The organism is Nocardia puris, assembly GCF_036051655.1.
Taxonomy (GTDB): domain Bacteria; phylum Actinomycetota; class Actinomycetes; order Mycobacteriales; family Mycobacteriaceae; genus Nocardia; species Nocardia puris.
On sequence record NZ_CP107943.1, the window covers coordinates 1,449,297 to 1,469,188 of the forward strand.

At 71.0% G+C, this 19,892-nt stretch carries 10 protein-coding genes; 3 read left to right on the top strand and 7 right to left on the bottom strand.

The genetic code is table 11. The annotated features are described in order from the left end of the window. Nucleotides 1–113: 113 nt before the first annotated feature. The 5 genes from OHB21_RS06380 to OHB21_RS06400 all read right to left on the bottom strand — a co-directional run bounded on the left by OHB21_RS06380 (nt 114) and on the right by OHB21_RS06400 (nt 11,825). A complete protein-coding gene (locus OHB21_RS06380; RefSeq protein ID WP_324192182.1) occupies nt 114–3,626 on the bottom strand; it encodes a protein kinase domain-containing protein in 3,513 nt (1,170 codons plus the stop codon). A gap of 157 nt (nt 3,627–3,783) precedes the next feature. Further along, entirely contained in the window at nt 3,784–4,875 is a 1,092-nt protein-coding gene (locus OHB21_RS06385) for an esterase-like activity of phytase family protein (RefSeq protein WP_195126150.1), read from the bottom strand. Between the two features lie 132 nt (nt 4,876–5,007). Further along, entirely contained in the window at nt 5,008–7,158 is a 2,151-nt protein-coding gene (locus OHB21_RS06390) for a 3-hydroxyacyl-CoA dehydrogenase NAD-binding domain-containing protein (protein WP_067507825.1), read from the bottom strand. Nucleotides 7,159–7,203: 45 nt separating this feature from the next. After that, complete coding sequence (locus tag OHB21_RS06395; protein WP_067507827.1) at nt 7,204–8,418, bottom strand: acetyl-CoA C-acetyltransferase; 1,215 nt, start codon at nt 8,416–8,418, stop codon at nt 7,204–7,206. Nucleotides 8,419–8,720: 302 nt separating this feature from the next. Then, complete coding sequence (locus OHB21_RS06400; RefSeq protein WP_324192180.1) at nt 8,721–11,825, bottom strand: DNA polymerase III subunit gamma and tau; 3,105 nt, start codon at nt 11,823–11,825, stop codon at nt 8,721–8,723. A 455-nt stretch (nt 11,826–12,280) separates the two neighbouring features. Between OHB21_RS06400 and OHB21_RS06405 the strand changes: the two genes are divergently transcribed. Together OHB21_RS06405 and OHB21_RS06410 are read left to right on the top strand one after the other, a co-directional pair. Then, the gene (locus tag OHB21_RS06405) at nt 12,281–13,111 is read left to right on the top strand and encodes a hypothetical protein (protein WP_067507829.1); all 831 of its coding nucleotides are present in this window, start codon (nt 12,281–12,283) and stop codon (nt 13,109–13,111) included. Nucleotides 13,112–13,181: 70 nt separating this feature from the next. Beyond that, nucleotides 13,182–15,425, top strand: a complete 2,244-nt coding sequence (locus OHB21_RS06410; protein ID WP_195126149.1) for an MMPL family transporter — start codon at nt 13,182–13,184, stop codon at nt 15,423–15,425. A gap of 22 nt (nt 15,426–15,447) precedes the next feature. Here the strand turns inward: OHB21_RS06410 and OHB21_RS06415 are convergent, their stop codons facing one another. After that, the gene (locus OHB21_RS06415) at nt 15,448–16,365 is read right to left on the bottom strand and encodes a neutral zinc metallopeptidase (RefSeq protein ID WP_067507833.1); all 918 of its coding nucleotides are present in this window, start codon (nt 16,363–16,365) and stop codon (nt 15,448–15,450) included. A gap of 285 nt (nt 16,366–16,650) precedes the next feature. Here OHB21_RS06415 and OHB21_RS06420 point away from each other — a divergent pair, with 285 nt between their 5' ends. Beyond that, nucleotides 16,651–18,258, top strand: a complete 1,608-nt coding sequence (locus OHB21_RS06420) for a DUF2207 family protein (protein WP_067507835.1) — start codon at nt 16,651–16,653, stop codon at nt 18,256–18,258. A 46-nt stretch (nt 18,259–18,304) separates the two neighbouring features. On the opposite strand, the gene OHB21_RS06425 is transcribed toward OHB21_RS06420, so the two are convergent. Then, complete coding sequence (locus OHB21_RS06425) at nt 18,305–19,573, bottom strand: ROK family transcriptional regulator (protein WP_195126148.1); 1,269 nt, start codon at nt 19,571–19,573, stop codon at nt 18,305–18,307. Nucleotides 19,574–19,892 lie beyond the last annotated feature (319 nt).

Consider the following 19,892-nt stretch of genomic DNA (forward strand, 5'->3'; position numbering starts at 1 on the left):
AGGGGCCGATACCGGGGCCCGAGCTCCAACCGTCCGGTCGGCACGAAGCGGATCGTTGGAGTGACGGTCGCCCATTCGACCGGTGGTGATGACGTCCCACCGGCGAACCCCGCTCAGTCGAGGAGTTCGGCGAGGAAGACGGCCGGGAGGGTGTTCTCCTCGGTGTGGCCGTCGCCGTGCAGGACGCGCAGGATGGCCAGCACGCCGGGGCCCGCGTCCAGCAGGGGGCGGGTCCAGCCGAGGCGGGCGCAGGTGGCGGCGGCGGGCAGCAGCATGCCGGTGGCCTCGCCCACCCAGCCCGCCGCGGCCAGGCATTCGGCCAGCAGCAGGGCGGTGTCGAGTTCGGCGCGCGGCCTGCGCTGCTCCACCATGCGGCCGTAGAGGGCGCGGGCATGACGCACGGCCAGATCGTCGGCGGCGGACGGGTCGGCGGCGAGCAGTCCGCGGATGGCCGCGATCTCCTCCGCCTCGGCAGTCAACGCCACCGCACCTGTCGCGCGGTGCAGGCGGTGGCCCCCGAGCCGATCGGACTCGGCGTCGCGCGCGGGCTCGACCGGGAACCCCAGCCGCAACCGCTCCCCGCGGATGTGCGCGGCCAGGCGCGGCAACCGCTGGTCGGCGGCCAGGCGCGCGCCCTCGTCCAGGCGCGACGCGGCCGTGTCGAGATCGCCGAGCACCGCCTTCACCCTGGCGCCCACGACGAACGTCGAGATCAGGAAATCCACCGGGCCGATCCGCGTGACGAGGCGGTGACTCTCGTCGAGCAACCGATCGGCGGCGTCCAGATCACCGCGCCGATAGTTCAAGTCGCCGAGCAGCGCCGAGGCCACCCGCACGGCGTGTGACCGAGGCCCCGCCCGCACCCGCGCGATCTCCCACGCCCGCTGGTAGCAGCGCGCGGCGGTGTCGATATCGAGTTGCTCGTAGGCGGCCGCGCCCTGCCCGCACAACCCGAACACCGCGCCGAGCGGATCCTTGGATTCGGCGTGGTACTCCGCTGCCCAGTCCTGCATTTCGCGCGCGCCGTCGAAATCGAACTCGCACAGCCGCACGAACGTGACGAGGTTCGCCGCCGTCGACACCGTCCAGGCGGGCAGCTGATCGGCGCGCTCCAGACAGCCCGCGACCCGGTCCTGCACGCCTTCGGTGTGGTCGCGCGCCACCAGATCGGCGGCCGCCAGGACCTCGGCCTCGCACCGCTGTCGCTCCACGTCCTCGTCACCGGACGACCCGCGCGCCAGCATGCCCGACAACCGCCCGAGCGCGGTGCGCGCCGCACCGGACTGCTGCAGATTGACGTTGGCCCGCGCCACCGCCATCAGCAGCTTCGATCGCGAAGCCACCTGCTGCACAGGCAGTTTCGACACGGTGCCGAGCAGCGTGGCCAGCCGCGACCCGTCGATCAGGTCCATCCCGCCCACCTCGAGCAGGTCCAGCGCCATCTTCAGATCCGCGGCCTCCAGCGCGTGATCCACCGACTTGCGCAGCATCTGGTGCTCGGCGTACCAGCGAGAAGCCTTGCGGTGCAGCGACTTCAGCTTCCCCGGCTGGGTGCGCTCCAGCCGGGCGCGCAGATGTTCGGCGAACAGCGGCTGCATCCGGAACCACTCCGGGTCGTGGTCGATGCGGCGCAGGAACAGCTCACGCTGCTCGGCCTGCTCGAGCAGCAGTTCGGCCTCGCTGTCGTCGGACAGCGCCGCGGCCAGCGACCCCGACACCCGTTCGGTCACCGAGATGGCGGACAGGAAGTCCAGCATCCGCGGTTCCAGTGTGTCGAGCACGTTTTCGGCGAGGTATTCGCGCAGGCCGTGACTGCCGTCGGAGAGCGTGGTGATGAGCGCCTCGGGATCGGCGTCGCCGCGCAGCGACAGGCTGATGAGCTGGATGGCGGCCGGCCAGCCGTCGGTCACCTCGTGGATCCGGCGCACCTGCTCGTCGGTGAGGTCGAAACCGTTGCGCTCCACCAGGATCTGGCGCGTCTCGGCCCGGGTGAGCCGCAGCGCGGCCGAACCGATCTCGACCAGTTCGTCGTGCACCCGCATCCGGCTCACGGGCAGACCCGACTGTTCGCGGCTGATGACCACGAAACGCAAGTGGTGACAACCGTTGTCGAGCAGCGCGGCCATGGCGCGATGCGCGCCGGGATCGGTGACGCGGTGCCAGTCGTCGACGATCACGACGATGGTCTGCCCGCTGCCGTGGATCTCATCGATCAGGGTGGACACGACGTAGGCGGCCGCGTCGGCGGGGCGCTCCTCCAGCGCCTGTTCCAGGCCCGCGCCGATATCGGGGCGCACCCGGCGGATGGCCTGGACGAGGTGGGCGAGAAACCAGACCTCGTTGTCGTCGTCGTGGTCGACGCCGATCCACGCCACCGGCACCCCGCCCGCGTCCAGCTCGGCCCGCCACTGCGCGGCCACGGTGCTCTTGCCGAACCCGGCGGGCGCGTGGATCACGGCGAGCCTGCGCCGCCCGCCCGCGCGCAGCGTGTCGAGCAGGCGGGGGCGCGGCACCGGCTCGCGGGCCGGGGTGGGCGGGCGGAATTTCGTCGCGGCGGTCGGCGGCAAGGTCACCGAATTGCCGGACGGAGAAACGGTGGGGCGCAACGTCAACGGCATACTGCGCCGGGCGGTCACCAGCGACCCGGTGGTGTGGGCGGCCGACTCGCCCGCGGGTTCGACCAGCGCCGGGTCCAGCAAGGCCATCTCGTCGGGCACCTGGCCGTGCGCCTCCTGCACCGCGCGCAGCAGCGACCCCAGTTCGAACGCCGACGCGGGCCGCCGCTGCGGGTCCGTCGCCATGGCCTGCTCGATCACCTCGGCGACATCGGCGGGGATGTCCTGCTCGCGCAGATCGGGCACCGGCTGGGTGGTGATGCGCAGGAACTGCGCCACCACCTTCTCGCCGGCCTGCCGCTCGAACGCCGCGTGACCGGTGAGCAGGGCGAACAGCGTGGCGCCCAGCCCGTACACGTCCGAGCGCACGGTCGGCTCGTCGCCGCGCAGCAGTTCGGGCGCGGTGAACGCGGGCGAGCCGGTGATCAGGCTGCCCGAGGTGCGGAAGCCGCCCGGGATGCGGGCGATGCCGAAATCGGTGAGCTGCGGTTCGCCGTACGCGCTGAGCAGCACGTTCGCGGGTTTCACGTCGCGGTGCAGGATCCCGGCGCGGTGCGCGCTCTCGATCGCGCCCGCCAGTTTCACCCCGGCGCGCAGCGAGTCGGCCCAGGTGAGCGGGCCGTGATCGCGGACGAGCGTTTCCAGCGAACCCCGTGTGCAGTACGGCATCACGATGAACGGGAGGCCGGTGGCGGTCACGTCGACCTGGAGGATGTCCACGATGTTCGGGTGCCCGGAGAGCCGGCCCATGGCCTGTTCCTCGCGCAGGAACCGTTCCCGGCTCTCGATGCCGATCTCCGAGGACAGCACCTTCACCGCGACCACCCGGTCCAGCGCGGGTTGCAGACAGCGATAGACCACGCCGAACCCACCCCGCCCGATCTCCACGGCACCGGTGAGGCCCATCGACTCCAGGTCGTCGGCGACCCCGAGGGGTTCGCTGCGCTGGGTGTCCGAATCGGCCGGCGTCCCTTCGCGACTCGACCGGCCCGAACCCGGCTCTGGATTCACGTGACCACCTCGAATTCACATCGAATCGGCGTCACCGGCGATCGTGGCGGGTGCGGGCAACCGTCCCCGCGCGAACCCACGCGATGTCCGAATTGCCTGCGCATACTCCAACGTAGCGCGACCGCGTGCGGGTTGGGCGAAATTGTCGCGGCGCGCCTCAGCGCACGGCGAGCGCGATCACCTGGGTCACCTGGGCCGGTGCGAAATTGTCGTCGCTGACCAGGATCAACGTGCGCTCCCCCGACGGCAGGCGCGGACCCCAGGTCATGCCCTCGACGTTGTCGACGTGCGCGAGGCCCACCTCGCCGAGGTCGGCGAGCAGGCGCTTGGCCACCGGGCGCGCACCCGCCAGCGGGGCGTCGAGCACGTTCGTCGCGCCCGCCAGATCCGCCTCGTAGATCCGGATCTTGTTGCCCGCGCCCACCACGAAGGAGCGTTCCAGCACCAGCAGCCGGGCCGGGTCCAGCGGGTCGGCGGCCAGGATCGACGCCACGCCGTTGGTGCCCTGACCTGGCTCCGGACTCGACTCGGTGAACACCGGCTCCAGCGGGTAGGCGAACTGGGCCAGCGGCGGACCGAACCTGCCCTGCACCGTGATCCGGGTGAGCGCGCCGTGCGCGACCGTCGCGTCCGGTCCGTCCTCGAGCAGCGGTCCCTCCAGCGCGGTGACGAACAGCGAGCCGCCGGCGGCGAACGTCGCGGCCTCCAGCGCGGCGTTGCGGCGCGGACCGGAGTCGGGGCGCATCCGCTCGTTGTCCGGGATCGGCAGCTCACCCGCGAAGGCGCCGTCGGGGCGGGAAACGCGCACGGCGGGGTCGTCGAGCACACCGTCGGCGCGCTCGCCCTCCTGCGTCCAGAAGAAGTCGCCCGACCACGGGTCGACCCGGATCTCCTCCGGGTCCACCGATTTCGGCGCGTACGGCGCGCCGTTCGCGGAGAGCAGCGGGCGGGTGCCGGTGAACTCGACCGCGCCGAGCCCGTGCGCGCCGACGGCGGCGCGGGCGGTGTAGAAGCGCGCCGGGCCGCGCTCGGACCTGTCGTCGCTGATCAGCACGTAATCGCCGGTGGCGGGCCGGTAGTCGATGCCCGACAGCCCGCCGACGACGGTGCCCTCGAACTCGAAACCGTGCGCGATCGTCTGGTGGCCGAGCAGGCGGACGCCCGGCTGGGCATGGGCCGGTGACGCGGTCAGCGCGCCTATCGCGACCGTCAGGGCGAGAATCGAACCGATACGTCTGCGAACCGTCACGGTCCCCCACCGTATCGGCCGCGCCGGACCACAGGGTGAACGGAACCGGAAGAGTCCGCTCACCGGGACCCGCGAAAGGCGGAAGCCCGCCACCGCGAAAAGCGGTGGCGGGCTTCGCCGTTGACGCGCGTACTACTTGCGCAGCGAGGCGGGCACCTCGAAGCGGTCGCCGTACTTGGCCTTCAGCTCGTCGGCGCGGGCCACGAAGCCCTCCTGGCCGCCGGGGTAACCGACGATGAACTGGTGCACACCACCGGTCCAGGCCGGGTACCCGATGCCGAAGATCGACCCGATATTGGCGTCGGCGGTGGTCTCGAGCACACCCTCGTCGAAGCACTTCTGGGTCTCGATCGCCTCGATGAAGAGCATGCGGTCGATCAGATCCTGGATCGGCACGGTGAAGTCGGCCGTGGTCTTGAAGTGCTCGCGCAGACCGGGCCACAGGCCCAGGCGCTTGCCGTCCTCGTCGTACTCGTAGAAGCCGGCCTTCTTCAGGCGGCCCGGACGACCCTGCTCGACCAGGTAGTCGACCACGTCCTGCGCCGGGTGGCGCTGCTTGCCCATGGTGGTGTCGCCCGCCTCGGCGGCCGCCTGGGTCTCCTTGGCGATCTTCTGCATGAGCTCGAGGTTCAGCTCATCCGAGAGCTGCAGCGGCGCGGCCGGGTAGCCCGCCTGCAGACCGGCCTGCTCGATGGTCGCGGGCTCGATGCCCTCGGTGAGCATGGCGATCGCCTCGTTGACGAAGGTGCCGATCACGCGCGAGGTGAAGAAGCCGCGGCTGTCGTTGACGACGATCGGGGTCTTCTTGATGGCCAGGGTGTAGTCGAACACCCGCGCCAGCGCCTCGGGCGAGGTCTTCTCACCCTTGATGATCTCCACCAGCGGCATCTTGTCGACCGGCGAGAAGAAGTGGATGCCGATGAAGTCCTCCTGGCGCTTCACGCCGGTCGCCAGACCGGTGATCGGCAGCGTGGAGGTGTTGGAACCCAGCAGCGCGTCGGGGGTGACGATGTCCTCGATCTCCTGGAACACCTTGTGCTTGAGCTCGGTGTTCTCGAAGACGGCCTCGATCACGAAGTCCACGCCCGCGAAGTCGGCCGCGTCGGCGGTCGGCGTGATGCGGTCCAGCAGCGCCTTGGACTTCTCCTCGGTGGTGCGGCCGCGCGAGAGCGCCTTGGCCTCGATCTTCTCCGAGTAGTTCTTGCCGCGCTCGGCCGCCTCGATCGTGACGTCCTTGAGCACCACGTCGTAGCCGGCCTTGGCCGAGACGTAGGCGATGCCCGCGCCCATCATGCCGGCGCCGAGCACGCCGATCTTCTTGATCTCCTTCTGCGGCACGTCCTTCGGACGCGAACCGCCGTTATTGATCGACTGGAGATCGAAGAAGAACGCCTGGATCATGTTCTTGGCGACCGGGCCGGTCAGCAGGTGCACGAAGTAGCGCGACTCGATGAGCGAGGCGTTGTCGATGTCGACCTGCGACCCCTCGACCGCCGCGGCCATGATGGCGCGCGGGGCGGGCATGTTCGCGCCCTTGATCTGCTTGCGCAGGTTCGCGGGGAACGCGGGCAGGTTGGCGGCGAACGCCGGGCTCGACGGGGTGCCGCCCGGGATCTTGAAGCCCTTCTTGTCCCACGGCTGCACGCCGCCCTCGGGGTTGGCCTTGATCCACGCCTTGGCGGCCGGGATCAGCTCCTCGACGGTGCCGACCAGCTCGTCGACCAGGCCGATCTCCTTGGCCTTGGCCGGACGGTTGCGCTGGCCCTGCAGCAGCACCTGCATCAGGGCGTTCTGCAGGCCGAGCATGCGCACGGTGCGGATCACGCCGCCGCCCGCGGGCAGCAGGCCGAGGGTGACCTCGGGCAGGCCGATCTGCGAGCCCTTCACATCGGCCGCGATGCGGTAGTGGGTGGCCAGCGCGATCTCCAGGCCGCCGCCCAGCGCGGCGCCGTTGATGGCGGCCACGACGGGCTTGCCGAGCTGCTCGAGGCGGCGCAGCGCGCCCTTGATCTCGCCCAGCTCGTCCATCAGGGCCTGCGCGTCGTCCGGGCCGACCTTCATCATGTTCTTCAGGTCGCCGCCGGCGAAGAAGGTCTTCTTGGCCGAGGTCAGCACCACGCCGGTGATGTTGTCCTTCTCGGCCTCGAGCCGCTCGACCGTGGCGGTCATCGACTTCTTGTACAGCTCGTTCATCGTGTTGGCGCCCTGGTTCGGGTCGTCCATCGTCAGCACGACGATGCCGTCCGAATCCTGCTCCCAACCGATCATGTTGGTTTCGCTCACAGCTCTGTGTCTCCTGTGTCTTTACGTCTCAGCTGTTCGGTTGGGTCAGACCCGCTCGATGATGGTCGCGACGCCCATGCCGCCGCCGATGCACAGGGTGATCAGCGCGTAGCGGCCGCCCCGGCGCTCGAGCTCGTCCACCATGGTGCCGGTGATCATCGCGCCGGTGGCGCCCAGCGGGTGGCCCATCGCGATGGCGCCGCCGTTGACGTTCAGCTTCTCGTCCGGGATGTTCAGGTCCTTCTGGAACTTCAGCACCACGGAGGCGAACGCCTCGTTGATCTCGACCAGGTCGATGTCGTCCAGCGTCAGGCCCGCCTTGGCCAGGGCCTTCTTGGCGGCCGGGGTGGGACCGGTCAGCATGATGGTGGAGTCGGCGCCGCTGGTGGCGGTCGCGACCACGCGGGCGCGCGGGGTCAGGCCCGAGGCCTTGCCGGCCTCCTCCGAACCGATCAGCACCAGGGCGGCGCCGTCGACGATGCCCGAGCTGTTGCCGCCGTGGTGGACGTGGTTGATCTTCTCCACGAAGTGGAACTTCTGCAGCGCCACCGCGTCGAAGCCGCCCATCTCGCCGATCACGGCGAAGGAGGGGTTGAGCTTGGCCAGGTCCTCGGCCGTGGTGCCGGGGCGCATGTGCTCGTCGCGGTCCAGCACGACCAGGCCGTTCTGATCCTTGACCGGCACGATCGACTTGGCGAAGTAGCCGCCGGTGGTGGCCTTGGCGGCGAGGTCCTGCGAGCGCACGGCGTAGGCGTCCACGTCGTCGCGGCTGAAGCCCTCGATGGTGGCGATGAGGTCGGCGGACACACCCTGCGGAACGAAGTAGGTGTCGTAGTTGGTGGCCGGGTCCAGGGCCCAGGCGCCACCGTCGCTACCCATGGCGACACGCGACATGGACTCCACGCCACCGGCGATCACCAGATCGTCGAAGCCCGAGCGCACCTTCTGCGCGGCCAGGTTCACGGCCTCGAGGCCGGAGGCGCAGAAGCGGTTGAGCTGGAAGCCGCCGACGGTGTCGGGCAGGCCCGCGACGGTCACGGCGGTGCGGGCGATGTCCATGCCCTGGTCGCCGACCGGGCTCACGACGCCGAGGATCAGGTCCGACAGGCGATCCTCGTCGAGGTTCGGGAAGCGGTTGCGCAGCTCCTGGATCAGACCAACAGTCAGGTCGATCGGCTTGACCGAGTGCAGCGAACCGTTCTTCTTGCCGCGGCCGCGCGGAGTGCGGATGGCCTCGTAAATGTAGGCCTCTGTGGTCATATCGGAGTGTTCCTTCCTTGGGGTGCGCCTGCACCGCGATGTGCGGCACGGCCGCGGACAACCTCGCCGACCGGCCATGGGACCGACCGTCCGTATTCAGTTGACGGTGCTCGCCCGTGCCCGTGGTCCGCACCGCATAACGCTGTACAAATCATGGCGAACACCGGCGGACGCACGTCCCAGGGTCGCCCGTACGCCTGGGCTAACCATAGAACCTCGTCACACCGGAGTTCACGGCCACCCGTTCATACTACCGTCGTGTGCGAACTCCGGTTAACTTAACGGTGTCGAGGCGGTGGTTGTCAACCATCGAGCCGGGTCGCGCCCAGCTCGGAGCGCAGCAACTCCAGGGCGACCTCGTCGGGGTCGCGCCGGTCCTCCGGGGCCACCGGCTTGGCGGCCTCGGCGAGCATCTCCTGCTCCTCCTCGGCCGTCAGCGGGCCGGGTACCGCGGGAGCGGGCGCGTACTCGACGGGATCGGGCGGCGGATAGCTGCCCGGACCGGGGTCGTCGGGTAGGTCGGGGTAGTCGGGCGGGGGGATGTCGTCGTCGCCTCCCGAGCGGGGTGGCGGGGCGGGCCTGCCGCCGCCGGTGCCGCCCGCCTTCGCCTGGCTCGGGCGCGAATAGCGCGGCGGGGTGTTCGACTCCCGGTTACCTTCCGGAGCGGGCGGGCGCGACGGCGCCGCGGGGGCGCGAGTGCCCGCGGCCCGGTTGCCCTGGGCAGGACGATCCGTCGCGGCCCCTTGACCACCTTGGCCGCTTCGGCCACCCTGACCGCCCCGGCCGCGCGGGGCCTGCGCCGCGGCACCGGCCACCACCCACCGGATCTCGTGATCGCGGCCGAGGACCGCGCGCACCGCGGATCGCACCGCCTCGGTATTGCGCGGATCCGACAACCGCTGCGCCAGCGGCGCGTGCTGGTGCGCGAACACGATGACGCCGTCCTCGACCCCGGCCACCGACGCCCCCGACAGCAGCGCGTGCACCGCCGCCCCGAACTCCCGCACCTTGGCCCGGATGTCTCCCCAAGCGCTTTCGACCGCGCGCCTGAGCTCTTCACCGTCCGGCGCACCGGACGAATCTGCTTGCGTTGCTTCGGGTTCCGAGGGTGCGGGAGCTGCCGCGGGCATTGCCGGAGTGGGTTCGGGCGCGCCGACCGGCTCAGCGGCCCGCATGGGGGCCGACTCGAAAGCCTTTGCGGGCACGGCAGATTCGGACACCTGCGCGGTGGGCTCGGCCCGATCCGCAGATTCACCCCGCCGGACCGCAGGGTCAGCGTGCTGCGCGGCGGACTCGGCCTGCCGGGTGGTGGGCTCCGGCTGCTGAGGGGTGGGCTCAACTCGACCAGCGGAATCAGCTTGTCCGGCGGCAGGCGCAGCATGTTGCGCGCCGGATTCAGCGCGTCGAGCGGCGGACTCGGCTCCGTGTGCGGTGGGCCCAGCGTGATGTCCGCCGGATTCAGCATGCAGAGCGGAGGCCTCGGGCTGCTGCGTGGCGGACTCGGCCTGCCGCGCGGCGGGTCGAGCGTTCTCCTGATGCGCGGCGTCACCCGGATGGGCGGTTTCCTGCCCGCCCGCCGGCGAACTCACAGCGCCCTCCACAGGACCGGACGCCCCGGCGCCGGAGCCCGCCCCGGCCGCCCGCACACCCGCCGACGGAGTCTCCGCAGGGCCCCTTTCCGCCCCGCGCGCCGCACTCGACGCCGCCGAGTCGGGCCGCGCCGAAATACTCTCGGTCGGCACATCGGCACTCGGCCGCTCGGGCACCGGGCTCGGTTCACCCACGCGCGACTCGGGGGAGGCCGGGCGATCCTGACCCGCGGGCTGCTCGGCTCCGGCGACGCCCGGCGACGCCGAGTGCACGCCACCGGGCGGCGCCGGCGAATCACCGGCGCTCAGGTTCTGCGCATCGGGTCGCGTCGCACCCCCGGCTCGCTCATGTCCGGCGGCGACTTCCGACTCATGGGGCGTATCCGAGGCGGAGTGCTCCGCCCGCAGCGAGCCGACCGCGTCGTCACCGCGCCCCGGTCCACCACCCGAGGGACGCCGACCTGCGGCATTGTCGAGCGAATCCGGGCGGTCCGGGCCGGAACCGCTTGCGGCATCACCCTTTCCGGGGCGTCCGGACTTCTCCTCGCGCAGCGCGGCGAGCGCTTCCGCTCCGCGGCGGCGGGACGGGTCACCGCCGGACGGGCGCGGAGATTCCGTGCGCGGCGCGGCGGCCGGGGCCGCTGCCGACGGGGCGGGCACCCCGCCGGCGAATCCGCGCTCCAGGCGCTCCAGGCGTTGCAGCGTGGCGGATTCCGCGTCGGACACCGAGGGCAGCAGCATGCGGGCGCAGATGACTTCGAGCAGCAGGCGCGGGGCGGTGGCGCCGCGCATCTCGCCCAGACCCTCGTGCAGGAGTTCGGCGTAGCGGGTGAGGGTGGCGGAGCCGATGCGCTCGGCCTGCTCACGCATGCGGTCCAGCACGTCGCCGGGGCCGGAGACCAGCCCGCGATCGGCGGCGTCGGGCACCGCGCGCAGCAGGATCAGATCGCGGAACCGCTCCAGCAGGTCCACCGCGAAGCGGCGCGGGTCGTGCCCGGCCTCCATCACCCGGTCGACGGTGCCGAACAGCGCCGCGCCGTCGTCGGTGGCGAGCGCGGCGACCGCGTCGTCGATGAGCGCCACGTCGGTGACGCCGAGCAGCGCGACGGCGCGGTTGTAGGTGACGCCCTCGGGCCCGGCGCCGGCCAGCAGCTGGTCGAGCACGCTCAGGCTGTCGCGCGGCGAACCGCCGCCCGCGCGGATGACCAGCGGATACACCGCCTCCTCGACCGGCACGTGCTCCTGTTCGCAGATCCGGCCGAGCAGCCCGCGCATGGTGGCGGGCGGCAGCAGCCGGAACGGGTAGTGGTGGGTGCGCGAGCGGATGGTCGGCAGCACCTTGTCGGGCTCGGTGGTGGCGAAGATGAAGATCAGGTGGGCGGGCGGCTCTTCCACGATCTTGAGCAGTGCGTTGAAGCCCGCCGTGGTGACCATGTGCGCCTCGTCCACGATGAACACGCGATAGCGGGATTCGGCGGGCGCGTAGAACGCGCGGTCGCGCAGTTCGCGGGTGTCGTCGACGCCGCCGTGGCTCGCGGCGTCGAGTTCGATGACGTCGAGATTGCCCGAACCGCCCGGCCCGAGCGCCACACACGACGGGCAGACGCCGCAGGGCCGCGAGGTGGGGCCTTGCACGCAGTTCAGCGAGCGCGCGAGGATGCGCGCCGAGGAGGTCTTACCGCAGCCGCGCGGACCGGAGAACAGGTAGGCATGACTGATCCGCCCGGTGTCCAGCGCGGTACTCAGCGGGTCGGTGACGTGCTCCTGACCCACCACCTCAGCGAACGTTGCCGGTCGGTACTTCCGGTACAGAGCCACGGCCAGAGGTTACCGGCGCCCACCGACAGGCCGGGCGGCGACCGGCCCCCACGCGGACCCGGGCGAGCGAAGGCGCCGGACGCCCGCGAGAATGTGACATATCTAACAAGATTCCCGGCGACTTCTTCGCCCGTGCCGAACCGCTCGCGCGCGGCCGAACCCACCCGCGATCCCGCACGCCGTCCCGCGACCGACCGAACTATTTCCGCCGACCGGTCCCCTCCGCCGGGAGTCGACCGAACTCACACCCCGATTCACCGCCGATTTGCCGACATAACGAATCAATCACCGGAATCGACACGGCCGGATCGCCGTGGCTACCGTGGGCAATGGCAACTTCGGTAGCCAAACCTTCATCAGGTTGGTGACCCCGACCGGTCCCTCATCCCGGCCGGGGCACAACCTTCGCACCACATCGCCGCATCCCACCGCGCCTCCCGGAGGTCCGCGCCACCGTGCCGTCGTGTGACGAAATCGCCGCCGCCTGGCTCTCCCAGACCGACTTCGCGGGCAACACCGCCGCGGTCGGCTTGCTCAGCCGGGCGATCAATCCGCAGGAGTACGCACTCAAACGCGATTCGCTACCCGTGGCGGCGGCCGCCGATCCGATGACCGCCTCGGCCATCCTGGAACTGCTCGAACGCGGCCAGGTGCCCACCATGGCGGCGATCCGCACCCTCACCGCGCAGAACGAGATGCGCCGCGAGGCCGCGCGCATCGAGCGCCTGGGCAGACGCGCCCAGCGCAGCATCGACGAGTTCGGCAAGGTGCTGGCGCGGCTGGCGCACGAGCACTGTGCCGAGCACGGCACGGGCCCCACCCGCCGCGACATCCTCACCTCGGAGCCGGTCACCGCGCTCATCGCCGCACGAATCGGCCCGGTCGCGCCCAACGCGGTCAAGCACCTGTGGCTGGTGGAACGCGCCCAGCGCGCCGGCTGGATCGCCTTCAACGCCAGTCCGCACTCGCTGTGCGCGGCACGGCGATTCCACGCGGCCCCGTTCGGCAAGCGGGTCTCGCTGCGCCCGATGCACACGATCGGCACCCTGGTGGCGGGCTATCTGGCCGACCATCGGGACGCGCACGGCCACCCGCCGCACTGGACGGCGCTCGCGGACGAAGCGCGCGACGACCGCGGCCACCGGATCTTCCACGACACGGCCGACGCCCACGCACAGCGCCTGTGGCTCACCACGGCCGAGTGGATCGCGATCGAGGACGATCTGCCGGTGCCGGGCCGCCGCGGCCTGCGCGCGCTGTCGCGCCGCCGCACGGCCGGTGCGTGATCCGGGACACAGATCTTTTCACCCCTGGTCGCCCGTCTTACGCTGACGGCGCAACCAACGAGGGGATGTAATGCTCGGTCGGATCGCTCTGTTCGCCACCCGCCATCCGCGGGCCATTCTGCTCGGCGCGCTCGCCGTGGCGGTGCTGGCCGGGCTGTTCGGGGCCACGGCGGCCAGCCACCTGAAGTCGGGCGGATTCGTCTCCGACGACGCCGAGTCCCTGCGCGCCTCGCGTGTGCTCGAGGAGCACTTCCCCGGCGCGACGCCGAACTACGTTCTGCTGGTCGACTCCCCGGCGGGCGTGGACACCGAGGCCGCGCGCGACACCGGACAGCGCCTGGCCGAGGAGCTGCGCGATACACCGGCCGTGGAGGGCGTGCAGTCGTACTGGACGACGCCCGCGCCCTACAACACCGCGCTGCGCGGGGCCGACGGCAACAGCGCGCTGGTGCTGGCCGCGATCACCGGCGACGAGACCGAGATGCAGAAGATCGCGGGCGAGCTGACCGATCGCCTGGCGGGCACCGCCGACGGTGTCACCGTGCGCGCGGGCGGGCCCGCCGCGGTCTACAACGACGTCACCGTGCAGACCTCGCGCGATCTCGCGATCGCCGAGGCGGTCGCGATCCCGCTGTCGATGATCGTGCTGATCCTGGTGTTCGGCAGCCTGATCGCCGCCGCGCTGCCGCTGGCCGTGGGCCTGTTCGCGATCGCCGCCGCGCTGGCCATCCTGCGGCTGTTCACGCTGATCACCGACGTGTCGATCTACGCGCTGAACATGACGACCGCGCTCGGCCTGGCGCTGGCCATCGACTACAGCCTGTTCATCGTCAGCCGCTATCGCGAGGAGCTGGCCGCGGGCCGCGACGTGACCGCCGCGACCGTGCGCGCCGTACAGACCGCCGGGCGCACGGTGCTGTTCTCCGCGCTCACCGTCGCGCTGTCGCTGGCCGCGCTGAGCGTGTTCAACCTGTACTTCCTCAAGTCGTTCGCCTACGCGGGCGTGGCGGTGGTCGCCGCCGCCGCGGTGGCCTCGATCCTGATCCTGCCCGCCGCGCTGGTGCTGCTCGGACACCGCGTCAACTCGCTCGACCTGCGGGTGCCGGTGCGGCGGCTGCTGCGCAGGCCCGCCCCCACCGCGGCGCCGCGCCCGGAGGACACCGGCTGGTACCGCCTGGTGTCGAAGGTGATGCGCCACCCGATTCCGTTCGCGACGATCATCATCGCGCTGCTGCTGGTGGTCGGCTCGCCGTTCCTGAACCTGGCCTTCGGCTACCCCGACGACCGGGTGCTGCCCACCTCGGCGGAGAGCAGACAGGTCGGCGACGAACTGCGCTCGAATTTTCCACAGGCCGACCCGGTTTCGGCGGTGTACGTCGTGCTCGACGACTACACCGGCGGCCCCGAACCGATCGCGGCCTACGCGAAGGAACTCGCGCAACTGCCCGACGTCCCCGCGGTGCTCTCCAGCGCGGGCACGTTCGCGGGCAGCCTGTCCGCGCCCGCGCCGCCCGGTATGGCGACCGATTCGGTCACCTACCTGACCGTCAGCAGCGCACTCGACCCGTACTCCGAGGAAGGCGCGCGGCACCTGGAGATGATCCGGGCCGTCGAACCGCCCGTGCCCGCGCTCTACAGCGGCGCGGCGGTGATCAACGACGACGCGCTCTCGGCGCTCGGCGCGCGCCTGCCCATCGCGGCCGCGCTCATCGCGTTCACCACCCTGCTCGTGCTGTTCCTGTTCACCGGCAGCGTGGTGCTGCCCGTGAAAGCGCTTGTGCTCAACACCTTCTCGCTGACAGCGGCGTTCGGCGCCATGGTGTGGGTGTTCCAGGAGGGGCACCTGTCCGGGCTGCTCGGCTTCACCGCCGTCGGCTACCTGGTGCCGACCATGCCGATCCTCATGTTCTGCCTGGCGTTCGGCCTGTCGATGGACTACGAGGTGTTCCTGCTCTCGCGGATTCGCGAGGAGTGGCTGCGCACCGGCGACAACACGCGCGCCGTGGCGCTCGGCGTGGCCCGCACCGGGCGCATCATCACCGCCGCCGCCCTGCTGATGGCCATCGTGCTCGGCGCGATGATCACCTCCAAGGTGTCGTTCATGCAGCTCATGGGCCTCGGGCTCACGCTCACGGTGCTGGTGGACGCCACCGTCATCCGCGGCATGCTGGCCCCGGCCCTGATGCGCCTGCTCGGCACCGCCAACTGGTGGGCGCCCGCGCCGCTGGCCAAGCTGCACGCGAAGATCGGCCTCACCGAGGACGCGGAACCGGCCGCGCCCGCACCCAGTCCGGATCTGGCGAAGAAGGGCTGAACCCGTTGGCGGAGCGGCGGATTCAGTTGACTTCCGAGGCCGGCGCGGTGAAGGTGTTGCACTCGGTGGTGAGGTTCTCGTCCACGCCCGCCTCGAACCAGTTGCCGCTGTTCTCCGGCGTGCCGTGATCGCGCGCGTCGGTGGGGCCGTCGCCGCGGCCGAACGCGTCGCGGCGGGCGACGGTGATCTGCGACGAGCTCAGCCCGCCGCCGTCCTCGGACGCACCGAGGTACATGCCGTTGAAACACTGCGCCTGCAACTCGATTCGGCGCGAGAGCTCGAGCCCGCGCGCGCTGCGGGTGCCCGCGTCCACGCGCTCGCTGTTGGCGGCGCGCAGGATGCCCGACACCGACTGCACGTGGTGGGCGTACTCGTGGGCGAACACCGAGAGGTAGACCACCCAGTTGTCCTTGAACAGATCGGTCTGCAACTGGCTGATCGGCATGTAGATGGACTTGTTGGCCGGGCAGTAGAACGCGGCGAAGTCGGTGGTGGTGCCGGTGCAGGGCGTCTTGATGCCCTGCGTGGAGGCGCTGACGTGCACGGTGGGCGGGGTGAACGGCAGTCCCGCCTGGTCGAGCACCGGCTTCCAGGCGTCCTCGAGGCACTGTTCGGCGGTGTCGAAGAACGCGCGCGCGACCTCGACATCGGTGCTCCAGCGGGTGTATTCGCAGTCGGCGGGGATGAGCGTGTGCGGGCCGGTGACCAGCGGGTTGGCGCCCGTCTCGGCGGGACCCTGGGTTCCCTCCTCGTAGGTGATCCCCGAGGACGGACCCGTCGCGCGATCATCGCGGTCGATCATGCGAAAACCGTTGCGCACCAACGCCGCGACCACCACGGCCACGATCAGCAACAGCACACCGGCGATCTTCGATCCGCCGCTCTTACGCGGCGGACGGGGCGCCTGGCCGGGCGGGCCGTAGGGCAGGGGCGGCGGCATCGGCGGGCGGTAGCCGCCCTGCGGCGGATCGGCGGGGCGCCGGCCGTACCCGGGCGGCGGACCGTAGGCCGGGCGCGGCGCGTAACCGGGTGGTTGCTGCGGATATCCGGGCGGGGGGCCGTAACCGGGGCGCTGCCCATACCCGGGCGGCGGGACCGGACGCCCACCGGGTGGAACCGGTCCATATCCGTACGGTGGTTGGGTCACTCCCCCGTACCCCCTCGTCTCCGATGTTTCGCCGACAGCCGCTGACGCAGGATAGCAACCTGTCTAGAGTAGGCACCCATGCTGACATTCCGGGGGGCCGCCGTAGGCGTGCTGCTTCTCGCCGCGGCGGGATTGGCGAGCGCGCCGGCGGCCCAGAGCCAGCCCGCACCCGACGGGATCACGATTGTCGCGGATCTGAAGCTCAGCCGCGAAGGTGTGCTCGAAGTGGTCGAAGAAGTCACCGTGCCCGAGGGCGAGCACTTCACCCAATCCTTGCCGCTGCGACTGCAACTCGACGGCGATATCGAGCGCCGCTTCCAGGTCACCGACATCCAGGCGCAGGGGGCGGGCACCGCGCAGGTCGCCGACGAGCAGTTCACCATCGACGCCACCCCGGGGCAGTCGACCTACTCGTATTCGATCCACAACACCGTCAGCGACGCGCCGGGCACCCAGGTGTTCAACTGGTTCGGCGTGCTCAACACCGATATCGCCGCGATCAGCGCGTCGGTGATCAGTCCCAGCTTCGAAATGGCCATCGTGGACTGCAAACTCGGCCCGCCCGGCAACACCCGGCCGTGCGCCGATGTGCGGATCGAGGCCGACGGCGTGCTCTGGCTGGAGCAGACCGATCTGAACAAGGGCGACGCGATCGACCTCACCCTCCAGCTGCCGCCCGGCACGGTGCCCGCCAACGCCGATGTGGAGGATCTCGGTAAACCCGGGCCGTTCTCGGTGACCGCGCCGGTGCTGCTGGCGTTCGGCGCGCTGCTCGCCGCGCTGGCCGGGCTCGCGGCGTACGTGCTGCGCGCCCGCCGCGCCGACGCGGCCGCCCTCGCGGGCACCGACAGCATCGACCCGCTGCGCGAGGAGTCGGGCGAGGTGCGGTTCACCTCGCCCGAGGGCATCCTGCCCGGCGAGGCCGGTGTGCTGCTCGACGAGCACGCTGATCCGGTCGACATCGCCGCCACCGTCGTGGATCTCGCGGTGCGCCGTTACCTGTGGATCGACCGCATCGCCGAGAACGACTGGCGCATCACCAGAGTGAACGCACCCGACGATCAGCTGCGCGACTACGAAAATGCCGTCTACGAGGCGATTCTGCCCGAAGGCACGGACGCGGTGACCGTCGGCCAACTGCGCGGCCGGGTCGACCCGGCGCCCATCCGCGCGGCGATGATCGCCGACGCCGTCGACAACGGCGCGTTCACCGACCGGTCGGGGATCGCCCCGGCCACCTGGATCGGCGGCGCGCTGGTGGTGGCGGGCGTCGCCGCGACGGTCGCCCTCGCGAGCGCCGGCGGGGCGGCGCTGGTCGGCGTGGCCGTCGCGCTGGCGGGTGTCGCGACGCTGTTTTTGCCCAAGTACCTTCCGGTGCGCACCGCCCACGGCAGGCAGCTGGCCGGGCAGGTGCGGGCGCTGCAACGCGGCCTGGATGCCGTTCGCCCCGAACGGATTCCGCCGACCGACCAGGAGACGGTGTTCTCGCGCGGGCTGCCCTTCACGGTCATCGGCGGGCGCGGGGACAACTGGATCCGCGCCTTCCGCGACCTCAATCCCGCCGCCGACGCCCACCCGGGCCTCTATTGGTTCGGCGGATTCGAGCGCGACCCGAACCTGCACCGGTTCGCCGCGCACTTCCCGTACTTCATCATCGCCGTCGAAGGACTCTTCGGGGAGAACTGACGAAAGGTCCGGGCTCCCTGGGGAACCCGGACCTTTCCTCGACTGCTCAGTCGACCGCGGTGACGCGCCGCATGGCCGAGAGCGGATCGGCGTAGAGCGAGCTGAGCGAGGTCACCACCGCGGCGAACTCCTGCACCTTGCCACCGAAGCCGCTGATGCGAATGTCGGTGGACGGCAATGTGGAACTCTGCCGGAAGGCCTGCGCGACGTGCGCGATGCCCGGCCGGTACCCGGTGAACGCCTGCCCGCCCAGGATCACCCGGTCGGGGTTGAGCATGTCGCGCACCAAGGCGACGGTCTGGCCGAGCATGGTGGCGCGTTCGGCCAGCAGCTCCTGCGCCTGCGCCGAACCGCCCGACGCCGCGCGATACAGGTCCGCGATGGTGGTGCCCGCGGTGCCGTTGTGCGCCGGGATGATTCCGCGTCCGACCGCGCGCGCGTGCAGCGCCCGGTCACCCACGGTCACTTCCAAGCAGCCCCGCTTGCCGCAGGTGCATTCCACGTCGGAACCGGTCGGCAGGTGCGCGATGGAACCCGGGCCGTTGCTCGGGGTGTGCACGCGGCCGTCCAGCGTGACCGCGACACCCGCGGTCTCGCGCACGTAGAAGTACAGGCTGCTGCCGCGCTCGCCACCCTCCCGCAGTTCCGGGGTGGGGAGCAGGAGCTCGGAGGCGGCCATGGCCTCCACGTGCGGGGCCACCGAGACCGGCAGCTCGAGCACGTCACCGAGTACGGCGCCGACCTTGGCGCCCTGCCACTCCAGCTTCGGGTGGTCGACCACGCCGGTCAGCGTGTCGACGCGGCCGCCGATGGCGACGCCGGCCCAGAGTGGTTTTCGCCGGTGCCAGCGCTGTAGGAAGGCTCGCGCGCTGCGCGCCACCGTGGTGGTGGCGAATTCCTGACCGGTCTGCGGCGTCGCGATGGCGAGACCGCCGAGAATGCGGCCCCGCAGGTCGGCGGCCACGATCTTGGTGGCGGCGGCGCCGATGTGGATGCCGAGAGTGATGTAGGTGTCGTGGTCGATCTCGAACGGCACCCGGGGGCGGCCGACGGCACCGGAGGCGGTCAGGTCGGGGCGTTCCCGCAGCAGACCGGCGGTGAGCAGCGCGGACACCTGACGGTTGACCGTCGCGATACTCAAACCCGTGGTGCGGGCGGCGTTGTCGCGGGAGATCGGACCCGCGGTGGCGGCGCGGAGCACCGCGGCGGCGGGGTTGTCGGAGATACGGAGTTCCGGCGCGACGACGGGGCGCTGAACACGGACACGGCCGGTGGCAACCCGCGAAACGGATCGCTCCAGGGTGGGGATGGACATGTGAAGATTCCTCGCTGAAGACCCGCTCGAAGCGGGTCGTGCCTACACGTGCGGCGACGGTGCAGCGAGCGAGTACGGAAACCGGCTCAGCTGCGGGGGCAGCGACAACACAGTTCCCGCGTCAACGGCAGCCGAAGGCCCAGCGCGGCGGTCACATAGGTGACCCGCGGCGCGATGTGACGGCTGGCGGACATGTTCATGAAGGTAACACCCGGGCCGCCACCATTCCAAGGCCCGACCGCTCCCGGTGTTCCAGGACACACCGTTTCGCCTGGTCGGGCGCCACGCACGCGGAATCGGGCCCCGCTCGGCCGAGAGG